The sequence below is a fragment of the Pelagerythrobacter marinus genome (genome assembly GCF_009827515.1).
GTDB lineage: Bacteria > Pseudomonadota > Alphaproteobacteria > Sphingomonadales > Sphingomonadaceae > Pelagerythrobacter > Pelagerythrobacter marinus.
In genome coordinates this window covers 1-12,031 of record NZ_WTYO01000003.1, presented here as the reverse complement: position 1 = coordinate 12,031, position 12,031 = coordinate 1, and the positions used below count along the sequence as shown (strand labels likewise).

At 61.4% G+C, this 12,031-nt stretch carries 10 protein-coding genes; 8 read left to right on the top strand and 2 right to left on the bottom strand.

Annotated features, from left to right (window positions below; translation table 11 throughout):
- Positions 1 to 23: 23 nt before the first annotated feature.
- The 8 genes from GRI72_RS07090 (at position 24) to GRI72_RS07055 (ending at position 8,993) form a co-directional block, all read left to right on the top strand.
- Positions 24 to 665, top strand: a complete 642-nt coding sequence (locus GRI72_RS07090; protein ID WP_160733644.1) for a lytic transglycosylase domain-containing protein — start codon at positions 24 to 26, stop codon at positions 663 to 665.
- 190 nt (positions 666 to 855) lie between these two features.
- On the top strand, positions 856 to 1,929 hold the full coding sequence (locus tag GRI72_RS07085) for an IS110 family RNA-guided transposase (RefSeq protein WP_047822294.1): 1,074 nt from the start codon (positions 856 to 858) through the stop codon (positions 1,927 to 1,929).
- 501 nt (positions 1,930 to 2,430) lie between these two features.
- Positions 2,431 to 4,179, top strand: coding sequence for a relaxase/mobilization nuclease domain-containing protein (locus GRI72_RS07080; RefSeq protein WP_160733643.1), 1,749 nt, complete (start codon positions 2,431 to 2,433; stop codon positions 4,177 to 4,179).
- Positions 4,180 to 4,253: 74 nt separating this feature from the next.
- Positions 4,254 to 4,685: an antitoxin Xre-like helix-turn-helix domain-containing protein gene (locus tag GRI72_RS07075; RefSeq protein WP_047822813.1), complete on the top strand. Its 432-nt coding sequence runs from the start codon at positions 4,254 to 4,256 to the stop codon at positions 4,683 to 4,685.
- Entirely contained in the window at positions 4,672 to 5,373 is a 702-nt protein-coding gene (locus GRI72_RS07070) for an RES domain-containing protein (RefSeq protein ID WP_202389004.1), read from the top strand. The genes GRI72_RS07075 and GRI72_RS07070 overlap by 14 nt, the downstream gene beginning before the upstream one ends.
- A 100-nt stretch (positions 5,374 to 5,473) precedes the next feature.
- Complete coding sequence (locus tag GRI72_RS07065) at positions 5,474 to 7,468, top strand: conjugal transfer protein TraG (protein ID WP_160733258.1); 1,995 nt, start codon at positions 5,474 to 5,476, stop codon at positions 7,466 to 7,468.
- Positions 7,465 to 7,935, top strand: coding sequence for a CopG family transcriptional regulator (locus tag GRI72_RS07060; RefSeq protein ID WP_160733257.1), 471 nt, complete (start codon positions 7,465 to 7,467; stop codon positions 7,933 to 7,935). The genes GRI72_RS07065 and GRI72_RS07060 overlap by 4 nt, the downstream gene beginning before the upstream one ends.
- A 134-nt stretch (positions 7,936 to 8,069) precedes the next feature.
- On the top strand, positions 8,070 to 8,993 hold the full coding sequence (locus GRI72_RS07055) for a HEPN domain-containing protein (RefSeq protein WP_160733256.1): 924 nt from the start codon (positions 8,070 to 8,072) through the stop codon (positions 8,991 to 8,993).
- Between the two features lie 23 nt (positions 8,994 to 9,016).
- On the opposite strand, the gene GRI72_RS07050 is transcribed toward GRI72_RS07055, so the two are convergent.
- Together GRI72_RS07050 and GRI72_RS07045 are read right to left on the bottom strand one after the other, a co-directional pair.
- On the bottom strand, positions 9,017 to 11,488 hold the full coding sequence (locus GRI72_RS07050; protein WP_160733255.1) for a tetratricopeptide repeat protein: 2,472 nt from the start codon (positions 11,486 to 11,488) through the stop codon (positions 9,017 to 9,019).
- 178 nt (positions 11,489 to 11,666) lie between these two features.
- Positions 11,667 to 12,031: integrase core domain-containing protein (locus tag GRI72_RS07045; protein WP_160733254.1), on the bottom strand; the 365-nt coding region annotated here is incomplete at its 5' end.

Sequence of the window (12,031 nt, the reverse complement as noted above, 5' to 3'; positions counted from 1 at the left end):
TTCTGCCGGGACTCCTGGCTGCCATGCTGGCGGCGAGTCCGGCGCAGGCTTTTGCGCAATCGGAGCAGTTTGTCCGAGCTTCCCAGCGCGTCGAGATTGCAGCGCATGTCAGCGAGGCATCGCAGCAATTCGGCATTCCCGAGCAATGGATTTATGCGGTGATCCGGGCCGAAAGTGCGGGCCGGGTGCGGGCTGTTTCCACAGCAGGAGCGATGGGTCTCATGCAGCTCATGCCCGGAACCTGGTCGCGGCAGCGCGCCCGGTTCTCCCTCGGGCAAGACCCGTTCGACCCGCGCGACAACATTCTGGCCGGCACGTCTTACCTGCGCGAAATGTACGATCGCTACGGCGCGCAAGGCTTCCTCGCTGCATACAATGCGGGTCCGGGACGCTACGAAGACTGGCTTGCCGGACGGCGTTCGCTGCCACTCGAAACACGCCGCTATGTCGCCCGGATTGCGCCGCTGTTGCAGTCCGAGGGCATTTTTGCGGCGGCGCCTCTTCAAGCCGGGGATGTTCCGCCCGGCGTCTTGCAGCCTTCCGGCGCGGCGCGACAAGAGTTGGACGAGGTGGCTGCGCCCGGCCCCGTAGCGAACCCTTTTGCGCGCCCGGAACAGCCCGCGCATGATCTTTTCGCGCCCGTCTCGACGGCTCCTTCTAAATGAGAGCGGTCCTCGCACCTTCGCGCAGGCATGCGTTCCCAAGCGAAAGCGGGCGTAGGAGCGGAGACCTAGGCATCAATGGAAGGGAGGGATTGACCGCGTAATTGGGCCAGCGTCGGGCGATCTCGCCATGGTGCACGGGAAGGCGCAAGGTCGGGGTGTTGTTACACCCCGCAAGAGAGGACGCCCCCCGATGCAATACCATGCCGCACTCGACACTTCCGCCACCACAACTGCGATCTGCGTCGTCAAAGCCAAGGACGGCGAGATCGCGCTGGAGACCAGTGTGACCACCGACCCCGAAGCGATCTGGCAGGCGCTTGAGCCGTATGCGAACCGGCTGCTGCTCGTCGGCCACGAGGCGACCAGTTGGTCGGCCTGGCTGCACCGCGAGCTGGAGAAGCACGGCATCCCGATGGTGCTGCTGGAGACCCATCACGCAGCCCGCATGCTGGACGCCCAGCGCAACAAGACCGACAAGAACGATGCACGCGGGCTTGCTCAACTGGTGCGATCGGGCTGGTTCAAACAGGTTCATGCGAAGAGCGAACGCGCCAACCGGATGAAGCTGCTGCTGGCACACCGACGGACTCTCAAGCGCAAGCTGCTCGACATCGAGAACGAGGTTCGCCAGTCCTTGAAGATGTTCGGTCTGATGGTCGGACCGCGTGTGCAGCGCAGCACCTTCTGCAATCGCGTTCGCGAGCTCGTCGCAGGCGATCCGCTGCTCCAAGTGCTCAGCGAGAGCATGCTGACCTGCTGGCAGGTATTGTGGGACCAGTACCGCGAGCTGCACAAGATGCTCGTTCAGCTGGTCGGCCAGGAGGAGCTGTGCCGCCGCTGGTGCGAGATCCCCGGCGTCGGGCCGGTCACCGCGATGACGTTCATGGCGGCGGTCGACGACCCGCACCGCTTCGCCAAGTCGAAGACGCTGGGCGCGCACTTCGGGCTGACGCCCAAGCGCGAGCAGTCGGGCACCTCGGTCGACCGCGACGGACATATCTCGCGGCGCGGCGACGGCGAGGTTCGAACCGCGCTCTACGAGGCGGCGAGCGGCATGCTCACGCGCTCGAAGCAGCACAGCACGCTTAAAGCTTGGGGCATGAAGATCGCGACTAAGCGCGGTCACAAGCGTGCGGTCGTTGCGGTCGCGCGCAAGCTCGCAGTGATCATGCACCGCATGTGGATCGACGGATCGCGGTTCCGGTTCTCGGCGGCGAACGACCAGCCCGAGAGCAGCGGCAACGCAGTTGCGGTGCAGGCATGACGCACGCGCGCTGCACCACGAGAACGGTTTAACAACGAGGCGATAGCACGAGTTCCGCCGTGATGGCGGTTGGTTGAGGTGGATCGAAGCGGATGCGAAGAGCACGATATCTTGCCGGCGACAGCGCTCCCAGAGAGCGGTCAATCGCGCGTGATTGGATGTGTGGCCTCGCGATCCCGACGCGGACATGTGCGCCTGCATGGCATGCAGGGCGGAGCACGAACGATTGCGGGGACCACCCCACACCAGAGCGCCAATACTGGCGTGCTCTATCGACTACTAGCACACTTGAATGTATGACTTGGAAAGGAGAGCGAAGATGCAGAAACGGGCCAAGAATAAGGGCCCAATTACGATGGCGAGATAAAAGCAGCGCCGTCGGTCGGGCTGCAGGTGGTTGGTTTCGCGGGAAATTACGCGCCGTCTCTGCTGTAAGTCTGCAGGCGCTTGAACCGCAATCCTTAGGCTTTTCAATGCTGAAAGCGCCGTCTTACGATTTTCCTGTCTGTGGCTGACGACGAATTCGACATCAGGCCGGGCCGGTCGAGAGACAGCGATGCGCGCGCCTATCGCAAGGCCGGTTCGCTGGTGGGACGCGTACTGCAGGCCTCGCGCCGGTCAGGCTATACGCCGCTCGGGCGAGGCCGGGCAGGCGGCGGAACCGGGCATCTGGGACGCGGCAAACGTGCTGCGTTCCGAGGCCGCCCCCATGCTTTCCAGCGGCGGGTCATCATCAAGGCGCGCGTCGTTCGCCATGGCGGCAGCCGGTTCCGCTCGGCACCGCTCGCCCGCCACATCGCCTATCTCGAACGCGACGGCGTCACCCGTGACGGATCGGATGCCCAGATGTTCGATGCCTTATCGGATGAGGTCGATGGCGATGCCTTCGCCGCGCGCTGCGAAGACGACCGGCATCACTTCCGCTTCATCGTGTCGCCGGAAGACGCAAGCGAGATGGCTGACCTGCGCGCTTTCACGCGCGAACTCCTTGAGGATATGGCGAGCGATCTCGACACCAAGCCCGACTGGGTGGCGGTCGATCACTGGAATACCGACAACCCGCATGTCCATGTCCTGGTCCGCGGCGTTGCCTCGGACGGCAGGGACCTGGTGATCGATCGCTCTTATATCAGCGAAGGTATGCGGGCCCGCGCCCAGGAGCGCGTCACCGTCGAGCTCGGCCCGCGCAGCGAGCGCAATATTCAGCAAGCGCTCCGCCGCGAGGTCGATGCCGAGCGCTGGACCTCGCTCGACCGCCGCTTGCAAAATCAGCGCGACGATCTTGGCGTGGTCGATTTGTCCCCCGAGGACGATGCGACACGCCGCAGCAACCGCGCATTCCTTATTGGCCGCGCACAAATGCTCGAACGCATGGGATTGGCCGAGCGGATCGGGGCGGCGCGCTGGACCTTGGCCGCAGACCTCGAACCGACCTTGCGCGCGCTTGGCGAGCGCGGCGACATCATCAAGACCTTGCACAAGGCGATGCGTGGACGCGGCGCACAAGGCGCCCTTGCATCCTTCGCGCTGCATGGAGAAGACGAGAACCGCCGGGTCATCGGAAGGTTGGTCGAGCGCGGTCTTCATGATGAGCTGACAGGCGAGGCTTATGCGATCGTCGAAGGAGTGGACGGGCGTGCGCATTATCTGCGTTTTCCCGATCTGGACCAGACAAGCGATGCAGCACCCGGCGCCATCGTCGAGACAGGCGAATGGACCGACCGCAACGGGCGACGGCGCAGCAGCCTGCTGGTGCGTTCGGACCTGCCGCTCGAACGACAGATTGACGCGCGCGGGGCGACCTGGCTCGACCGGCAGCTGCTGTCGGCACGAGCCGCGTCGCTGGGAGGCGGCTTCGGCAATGAAGTCCGGAAGGCTCTTGACGAGCGCCGTGAATGGCTCGTCGATCAAAGTCTTGCGAAGCGACATGGTAGGAGCGTGACCTTGGTGCGCAACCTGCTCGGAACGCTCCGCAAGCAGGAACTGGACGCGGCAGGTAAAGCGCTGGCTGCGCGTCATGGTCGTCTGGCAAATCCGGTAACGGAAGGTGATCACATTTCCGGCATCTACCGCGAGCGCATTTCGCTGGCGTCGGGTCGCTTCGCCATGATCGATGACGGAGCGGGTTTCCAGCTCGTGCCCTGGAGGCAAGACCTCGAGCGGCATCTTGGAAAAGAAGTCGCTGGCAAGGTCCATGTGCGAGGCGGTGTCGACTGGAACTTTGCGCGTTCGCGCGGTCCGGCGGTTTGAGGAGCACCGGCATCGTAACGGAAATCTTGACAAACGCACCATATGATGCTTATAAACGCATCAGGAGATGCGATATGGTAAGTGCAGCGATTCAGCATGCCGAAGCTCCCCCGGGGCTTCAGACCTTTGCAAGCGACGGTGATCGCAGCCGCCTCACCAGCGCTGCGGTAAAGGCCGTGCTGCGCCTCATTGGGGCTTGGGGTGCGAGCAACGCTGAGGGCGCTGCGCTGCTCGGCGTGTCCGAAAGCACCTGGGACCGGATGAAAGCCGGAACCTGGGAAGGCTCGCTCGGTCAGGACCAGCTGACCCGCGCGTCGGCGCTGATCGGTCTGTTCAAGGGACTGCATCTGCTGTTCGCCAACGACATGGCCGATCGCTGGCCAAAGCTCGAAAACAGGGCCCCGTTGTTTGATCGCCGCTCGCCCATCGGGGCGATGATCGAAGGCGGCATTCCGCGCATGCTGGAGACCAGACAATATATCGACGCGCTTCGTGGCGGGCTCTGAGGAGGCAGGCGAGCCGCCGCAGATCCGCGAAGCATTCGAGCGGACTGTCCGGCTCGTTTCCAGCGCGCGTTTACGTGACGCGGTCATGGCTCCGCTTGCTGACAATGATGAAGAGCTTGCGCTGCTCGCTGAAATCGAGGGGGCGACGAGTTCGCGCCTGATCGCCGAAGAGCGCGGGTTTGGCGGGCTGACAGCCGACGAACTGGTTCACGGCGTGCCGCATGCCAGGTTCATCAATGCGAGCTTTGCCTACGCCAAACCGCGCGAGCCCAATCGCTTCAACCCCGCGAACCGCGGCGCATGGTATGCCGCGCTCGATGTCGAGACCTGTATTGCCGAGGTCGGCCATCACCTGACACAGGCGCTCGCCGATGCCGGCGATTTCGATGCCGTTGTCGAATATGGCGAGATGATTGCCAGCATGGCGGGCGTCTTCATCGATTTGCGCGACCTCCCTGGTCACCCGGCCCTCGATCCGGACAAGACGAAAGGCTATCCTGTCGGCAATGCTCTAGCGGCGCAGGCACGCGCAGCCGGTCATAACGGCATTATCTATCCCTCTGTGCGCCATGCGGATGGGACTTGCATCGCGGCCCTGTGGCCCAACGTCGTGCAATCGGTCGCGCAAGGGGCGATGTACCGCCTGACCTGGTCCGGTAACCCGGAATATAGTCGGGAAGCAATCTAGCCGTACGCTGCTTTTGCTACGCCAACCTGCGATCACGCAGCTTCCGACTTGAATATGCAATGCAAAGCCGCCGTGCTGTCCTTCACGAAAGGAGCCAGCCTTGTCGGCAACCCGGATATTGTGGGGTCAGATACTCGTCGTCTTTGCTCTCACGCTCGCAGGTGTGTGGGCGGGTACCCAATGGACGGCGCACGCGCTTGGCTATCAGGCGCAGCTGGGCGCGCGGTGGTTCAGTGTCTCCGGAGCGCCTGTCTATCCGCCTTATGCCATCTTCTGGTGGTGGTTCAGCTACGAAGCCTATGCGCCGCGCATCTTCGAGATCGGCGGAATGATCGCCGCATCGGGCGGTCTCGTGTCGGTCATGGTCGCGATCGGCATGTCGGTCTGGCGCGCCCGAGAGATCAGGAACAGCGCGACCTATGGCTCGGCGCGCTGGGCGACCCGTTCCGAAATATCACGCGTGGGCCTTCTGGCAGGCAAGGGCGTCATTATCGGCCAGCATGCCAATCTCTATCTTCGTCACGACGGGCCCGAACATGTGCTCTGCTTCGCACCGACGCGCAGCGGCAAAGGTGTAGGCCTTGTCGTCCCGACGCTGCTGACCTGGCCCCACTCGGCGATCGTGCATGATATCAAGGGCGAGAACTGGGAGCTAACCGCAGGCTTCCGCTCCCGGTTCAGTCGCACGCTTCTCTTCGATCCGACCAATGAGGCGTCGGCAGCCTATAACCCGCTGATGGAAGTGCGACGCGGCATCAACGAGGTGCGCGACGTGCAGAACATCGCCGATGTGCTGGTCGATCCCGAAGGCTCGCTTGAACGGCGCAACCACTGGGAGAAGACCAGCCATGCGCTGCTCGTCGGGGCCATTCTGCATGTGCTTTATGCCGAGCCTGACAAGACGCTCGCCGGGGTGGCGAACTTCCTCTCCGATCCACGCCGATCCATCGAGGCGACACTGACCGCAATGATGCACACACCGCATCTGGGGGAAGACGGCGTCCATCCGGTTGTCGCGAGCGCGGCGCGAGAATTGCTCAACAAGTCGGAGAACGAACGCTCGGGCGTGCTCTCGACCGCCATGTCGTTCCTCGGCCTGTACCGCGATCCGGTTATCGCAAAGGTCACGCGGCACTGCGAATGGCGCATCGCGGACCTCGTGGCACAGGGCCGCCCAGTCACGCTCTATCTCGTCGTTCCGCCGTCAGACATCAGCCGCACCAAGCCGCTCATCCGGCTCATTCTCAACCAGCTCGGAAGACGTCTGACCGAGGATCTGCAGGAAGGTGCCGTTCGCGAGCGGCTTCTCCTTATGCTCGACGAGTTTCCTGCCTTGGGTAGGCTCGACTTTTTCGAAAGCGCGCTCGCCTTCATGGCGGGCTACGGCATCAAGGCCTTTCTGATCGCCCAGTCATTGAATCAGATCGAGAAGGCCTACGGGCAGAACAATGCCATTCTCGACAATTGCCATGTGCGGGTGTGCTTCGCGACCAATGACGAGCGCACTGCCAAGCGCGTTTCGGAATCGCTCGGGACTGCGACCGAAACCCGCGCGATGCGCAATTATGCCGGACACCGCCTCTCTCCGTGGCTTGGTCACCTGATGGTCTCGCGCTCGGAGACGGCGCGCGCTCTTCTGACCCAGGGCGAAATCATGCAGCTGCCCGACACCGACGAAATCGTGATGCTCGCAGGCGTGCATCCGATCCGTGCCAGGAAAGCGCGCTACTACCGCGATCCGCGGCTCAGCAAACGGGTGGAGCGTCCACCGACGGTCCAAAAGTCGGACTTCGCGCCGGACGAGAGCGAATGGCACGGGAGACATGTGACCCCGCCTTCGCAATCGGAGAAATCGCTGGCCGGGACTGAAGAGTTTCGGGTCGATGATCGCCAGTCCGATGGCGGGATCCGCCAATCGCCCGAATTGCCGGACTACGAAGATGTGGCGCTGTCGCCGGTCGAGATCCCCAACGAATTTGAGTTTGACGACCGAACGGAGGACGATCAGGCAAACCGCAATCGCAGAATGGCCCAGCGGATGCAGGCCAATGCGCGGCGCGCTGCGCTCGATCCCGGCGACGGGATCGAGCTATGAGCAAGGGCAACCGTATCAAGCATACCTTCCGTCTGCCGCCAGCCCTTTCCAGGCAGCTTGCGGACTATGCGGGTCGCAAGCGCGTTTCGCAGGCTTCGGTGGTAGAGGCCGCCATCGGCTCTTTTCTCTCTCCCGATGGATCGGAACGCATGGAAGCGGCCTTCAGCCGACGCCTTGATCGCATAAGCCGACAGATCGGCAAGCTCGACTATCATATCGAGGTCGGGAACGAGGCCTTCGCCCTCTACCTCAGGCGATGGCTGGCGGTGACGCCGGCTATACCTTTGGAAGCCAATGCCGCCGCCCGTGCCGATGCAGAAAAGCGCTTCGACTTCTTCATCGAAGCGCTCGCGCGGCGCATGGAAACGGGCAGGCATCTCGCTGACGATCTCATTCGCGCGGTCCCGGAACCAGAGCTTGGTGAGGTCGAGAAAACAGACGGAAGCGGCCCAGAGCCTCCAGCGTAGCCCTGACAGAAGCCTTCGATAGTCCGGCGGAGAAATCCAACCAATGGAGGAGAGGGACGCTTTCTTGGGTATGCCGACGCACCTGCAGGAATGCGAGGGTGCAACCATTCCAAGTGCTTGCTAAAGGTCCAGTAATGCGCACCGAACTCGATCACCTGCCCCCGCAAAAGCAACGCGAACTTGAGCGCGTGGTGCAGCTGATTTTCGAAGAATTCGATGATGCCTTTGCCCTGGCGAAGCACGAGTGGAAGAAGGCCGGCCGCATTCTCAAGGTCATTCTCTACGGTAGCTATGCCCGCGGCACTTGGGTCGACGAGCCGCATACGGCCAAAGGCTACCAGTCGGACTACGATCTGCTCATCATCGTCAACGACAAGCGGCTGGTCGACCGGGTCAAGTACTGGTCGAAGCTCGATGACCGGCTGATGCGCGAGTACGGCGTGACCAAATCGCTCAAGACGCCGGTCAATTTTATCGTCCATACGCTGCAGGAGGTGAACGACGGTCTCGCGCACGGACGCTATTTCTTCATGGATGTCGCGAAGGACGGGATCGCGCTCTACCAATCCGATGACACCGAGCTCCACACGCCGAAGCCCAAGACTGCCGGTGAGGCGCTGGCGATGGCGCAGGAGTATTTCGACGAGTGGTATCCGAGCGCTCTAGTCTACCTAAAGACTGCGAGGGGGCTATGGGACGAGGGCCGCACAAAGGAGGCCGCCTTTATCCTTCATCAGTCGTGTGAAAGACTATATCACACGGTTCTGCTCGTATGTACCTTCTACACCCCGCACGTGCACAACCTCGGCTTCCTGCGAACACAAGCCGAACGTATCGACCCACGTTTGACCTATGTCTGGCCGCGCGACACGCGCCGCGATCGTGCGCGCTTCGAGAAGCTGAAGGAAGCGTACGTCAAGGCACGATACTCAAAGCATTACCGTATTACCAAGGACGAGCTCGATTGGCTTGGGGAACAGGTCGAGGAACTCGGCCGGGTCGTGCACGAGGTATGTTCTGAAAGGCTGGCTGAGCTCCAGATAAGGTCCGAAAACTGATCAGGGCTTGAAGCCGAAGTACATCACTCGGTGCTTTTTTCTGGTCGCGGTCGAAATAGCTCCAACTCGTCATGGACCCCGTCGTCCGCATTCACCATGAACTCGCGGACTCTGGCTCCCGTCAAGCCCTCCACTCCCATCTCGCGTGTAAGGTAGGTGGCGAGCCAGTCTGCTAACCGGAACATATCGCGGGAGCGTGGATCGGGGGAGCAGCAAAACCTCAGCAATTCGTGCACTAACCCGATCTCCGGATCGCCTGTGCTGTCCCGACTAGCTTCAAGCTCCCCAACAAGGAATGCGAGTTGCAACGGAATGTTCAATACGGTGCAGGTGAACCGCTCGTCGAAAGAAGCGGCGGCATCGGCAAACGGCACGAGAAGGTCTGTTGCGGTCTGCAAAGCCCAGTCACCCGTCAGGCGCGCCTGACGCGCGAAGATCCCGAGTGCGACGGTACCGAAAGCCTTGCGAGCGACTACGAAGGCTCGGTTCAGGTCCACAGAACTATCCTGCAGGGACCTGCGAATTTCCCATTCGAGATCCTCGAAACAGGCCTGGAGGCCTTCAGGTTTCCCGGTTCGTACGCTGGGTAGATCGGCGTCGATGAGAGCGAACCCCAGTTCGCCGCTGGCATTGCTGGTGAACTCTTTCATCTCGACCGCGAGGAAAACGGTCAGCGCTTTCGCGTAGTATTCGGCGGCCTGGGCGTGATTGCCCAGATTGCCTTCGCAATTGCCGATCTGATGCAATGTCTGTCCGAGGTTGACCGCTACCGAGGCGCCTCGCTGATGCCGAAGCGCGTGCCGATAGGCATCGGCGGCCTCCTTATATTTCCGCATGGCGAGTTGGGCATCGCCATGCAACTGCAGGGCGGAAGCGAGATCGTTGTGGATCCCTTCGCGGCGTTCTTTCTCCGCTTGTTCGTCGAGTTCATCTCGATCACCCGGCAAAGGCTCATCCAGCTTCCTGCTAGCGGCCTTGAACCTTTCAAAGGCCTCACGTGACAAATTGCTCGCGCGTTCGGGTTCGCCTGCATCGAGCGCCAGCATGGTCTTGGCTATCAGCAGGTCTCCTTCAGTGCCGTCGCTCAAAGGGCGACAGGCTTCGACCTTGGCAATGACTTCTTCAGCGACTCCGGCAATATGGGCCCCTGACTGTCTAGCGAGGCCAATGAGCATACCTGCGAATGAGGCGGCTCTGTCAGGCCGCTTATTGGCGAGCGCAATCCTGGCCGCCTTCAGCATCGCGTGCCCACCCTCCTCGGCCATACGTTGCACGAAGAAATACCTGACCAGCGACGAGCATACCGCTTCGGCTAACAAGGCCACCTCATCATTTGCCTCCTTTTTGAAGGCTTCGTTGATGAGATAATCGATATTCGGCATCTCTTCCGAATACCGGGCGACCATGTATCCGACCTCCTCCGCCTCGAGCGACTTGTCCTCGATCACCGACACCATCATCGCGATATCGAGCAGGAGCGACCGTTTGAGTTTATCCGCCCATTCGCGATTCGCCGTAGGCCACCGGTCCGCCACAAACAGGCGTATAGGTGACAGGCAGTGGATCCGCTCGCGAATGCCAGGATCAGTTGTGTAGATGAGATTCCAGCGACGCAATTGGGCGAGAGCCTCGACCGGCTCCCTAATTTCGAAGTTTCCGCGTTCAAGTTGAGCTCGGAAAAGACCGGCTGGAGCCTGAGCGATCACCCAGAGCATGGCCTGCGCTTCGGGCGATAAGGCATGGAAGGTGACATCGAGACAGATATTCAGAGAACTTGTGCGATCGTGTCGTTGACGAGCCGGAAGAGCTATGGCCTGCGAACCGCGCTCGTTCACGAGATCGATGCAATGACGCATGGATCCGTAGTGCGACGTGATCGCTCCCGCGAGCTGCAATGTGAGCGCATGCCCCTCGCAAAGTTCGAGAAGCTCCTCGAGTTCAGGTCCGTCCTCGAAGATGTCTTCATCAAATCCGCTCGCGAGCAACTTGTGACTGTCCGCGCGTCCGAGCGCTCCTGCCACGTGTCGGACGTCGACAGGGGCTCGCAACAGATTCACTTGTGAGGTTATTACAAACTGAGCTTTTCGGGTTTCCGCATACAGCTTGCTGAACCTGTCCTCGAAATTTTCTAGGTCGTCCAGGTTGCCTCGATCGATGCCATCGAGGATCAAAATCGCCTCGCACTGGTCAAGGCGATGCGCAATATCTTCAATTCCACAAGGCTCGCCGTCGGCGGAAAGCGCATTCCGAAGAGCGTCCAGCACTGCGCTGGAAGACGCGTAGCGCTCCACATCCACCCAGATTGCTTTACGATCCGATCCAAGCTTGTGAAGCGCCTGGAGAACCAATTCGGTCTTGCCGATGCCACCTGGCCCCGAAATTAGAATTGAGCTTCCTGCTACTAAGCTTTGGACGAGTATATCGACGTCGTTCTCACGACCATAGAACCGAGCCGTGGGGCGGGGAATACGCGTGTGCGTTAGTGTTCCGTCCATCCGTGCGCGGAGATTTGCCCGGGTCGCTTCTACCATCTCCGATTTACGCGCTTTGAGCTGTGCGGTGGTGATCGTGCCTTCCGTATCGTGCCTTCCGTGACAAACTGAGCACAATCGGATGAGATTATGACGGTAGTGCGAGAGGGTGACGTGACCCCCAGCTTTCCCCCAGCTGGGATTAGAGCCGGGCGGTTGTTTCGCGCATGAGCGCGGTTGAAGCAATGGGCTGCGTAGCGGAGCCCGTAGGGCGTAGTGAAGCAGGCCATTGCTTATCCAGTTCGGCGGCGAACGCCGCCGGTGTTGCGTAGCCAAGCGATGAGTGCGGTCGCTCCCGGTTGTAATCGTCCACCCAGGCGGCGATCTCGACACGGGCATGGGCCATGCTCAAGAACAGCGTCTCGTTGAGCAGTTCGTCCCGCATGCGACCGTTGAAGCTCTCGACATAGCCATTCTGCATCGGCCTTCCGGGCGCGATATAATGCCACTCGACGCCGATCTCGCCGCACCATGCCAGCACGGCGTTGCTGGTGAGCTCGGTTCCGT